Below are 1,654 nucleotides of genomic sequence, written 5' to 3' on the forward strand. Positions count from 1 at the left end.
TGTATGTCGGTAACTTACTTTATAACAGATGAGTGCCCGTTAGCATGTGGTGAGGTTCCTGTTTATAGCTCATTATCAGATAAACGCTTATTTGGGCACTGTTATGCGTGTGGAGTTTCCTTTTTATCTAAAGACGAGATAGAAGATTTTAATTTAGACCACCCTCTCGAAGAGCTAGCTCCTAAAGGTCTAAGGCTTGCAGTAGAAAGTGATTTTAAAGGCAATTATGATGAATGGGTTTCACACAAAAGCAAAACCCATTGGACTGAAATAGAAACAGTAAAAGAGCTGAATGAAGAAATTTTTAAAAACACCTAACAAGGTTAAAAACTTACATTCACTGCGTTCATTCGGACGCGCAGAATCTGCGCGCCCGTTTTAAGGGCGTTAGGTGTATAGAGCTATGCAAGCATTTTACTCAATACAAAGATTGGGAAACGAAGTCTCCGCTACATCGCCAATTCCAATAGAACTGGCGGATGTTTATTCAAGGATCTTTCCTTTTGTTAAAGAAGACAAAGAGTACTTTGGCTTAATCGATACTAATGGTACAACCTTGCAGGCAATGTATTACTGCGAAGAAGATCTGTATTGGTTTGAAGTACCGAGGCCAGACCTTGAAGGTTCATATGGTTGTTATCTGAATTTCGATCAAGCCGCAGACTTGATCAAAACCTTGGAAAATACTTTTCCACAAAAGGGCTTCGAAGGATTTGAGTTTAATAGTTGGAAATAGTAGTGAAAACACCATACAAGCTCAAAAACGGTTTTGCCAGCGTTGCTGGCACGGACGCGCTATTCGCGCGCCCGTTTTAAGGGCGTTAGTAGTATGAATAGAACCCCGAATTATTACGCGATAGTCTTGTATCCGGATAGCCATCCAAACTTGATAGATATTTTGGATGGTTATGTAGAGAAAATTGGAACTCAAATTTGGTTAGAATGTGACCATTGGGAACAGAACGGAAATTTCATATTTGCCAATGTTATCCATCAGAAAGAGCAGAGAGAATGGGAAGTAAACATTCCTCTCGGAAGTGTTTTAGCCATCACAAATCATTCAGACAAAAAAGAACTTGGATTCAAAAAATAGTATGCAAGTAAAACTACTAACAAGTCCCAAAACTACCGCCTTCGGCTCGGACGCGTTTACAACGCGCCCGTTTGAGAGGCGTTAGGTTTAACAAGCATGGAATTATTACTTTCAATAATAGGCATCGTTTTTATTGCAATTATATTTGAGGAATTGACTATTAAATTTAAATCCATTATTTGGTCTAGATTTTTATTTTTCCTTGTAGTCGGCGCTGGTCTTTTAGCAGTACTTTTTAGCTATACTTCTGAGAATGTTATTGTCATTGTTGGTGCATCTATTGTTCTAATCGTACTTGCGCTTTTCTTCAGCGTTTTCAGTCGTAAAAGTAGCGAGGACAGCCACAATAATGATAGTGAGCTGACCCCCCAGGAAATAGCTACTAATCTATTAGATGTTTTAGATGACGAAATAATCGCAGAAAAAACTAAACTATCGGTTAGTGAAGTAAAAGAACTTCGATCAAAAAACAACTTATCGTGAAGTGTAAACCTAACAAGGCAAAACACTTTTCACTCACTGCGTTCGCTCGGACGCGCAAAATTGCGCGCCCGTGTTCGC

At 39.1% G+C, this 1,654-nt stretch carries 4 protein-coding genes; all 4 read left to right on the plus strand.

Annotated elements, in window-relative coordinates:
• Positions 1-318: hypothetical protein (locus ABWW54_RS20035; protein WP_353414989.1), on the plus strand; the 318-nt coding region annotated here is incomplete at its 5' end.
• A gap of 85 nt (positions 319-403) precedes the next feature.
• Entirely contained in the window at positions 404-736 is a 333-nt protein-coding gene (locus ABWW54_RS20040; RefSeq protein WP_353414990.1) for a hypothetical protein, read from the plus strand.
• A gap of 93 nt (positions 737-829) precedes the next feature.
• On the plus strand, positions 830-1,093 hold the full coding sequence (locus tag ABWW54_RS20045; RefSeq protein WP_353414992.1) for a hypothetical protein: 264 nt from the start codon (positions 830-832) through the stop codon (positions 1,091-1,093).
• A gap of 96 nt (positions 1,094-1,189) precedes the next feature.
• Positions 1,190-1,576 carry a hypothetical protein gene (locus ABWW54_RS20050; protein ID WP_353414994.1) on the plus strand — a complete coding sequence of 129 codons (387 nt, stop codon included), beginning with the start codon at positions 1,190-1,192 and terminating at the stop codon, positions 1,574-1,576.
• The last annotated feature ends 78 nt before the right edge of the window (positions 1,577-1,654 follow it).

Source organism: Arenicella sp. 4NH20-0111 (assembly GCF_040366405.1).
GTDB lineage: Bacteria > Pseudomonadota > Gammaproteobacteria > Arenicellales > Arenicellaceae > Arenicella.

Coding starts and splice junctions, on each gene's coding strand:
- ABWW54_RS20040 (WP_353414990.1), top strand. CDS start 404: ATGCAAGCATTTTACTCAATACAAAGATTGGGAAACGAAGTCTCCGCT.
- ABWW54_RS20045 (WP_353414992.1), top strand. CDS start 830: ATGAATAGAACCCCGAATTATTACGCGATAGTCTTGTATCCGGATAGC.
- ABWW54_RS20050 (WP_353414994.1), top strand. CDS start 1,190: ATGGAATTATTACTTTCAATAATAGGCATCGTTTTTATTGCAATTATA.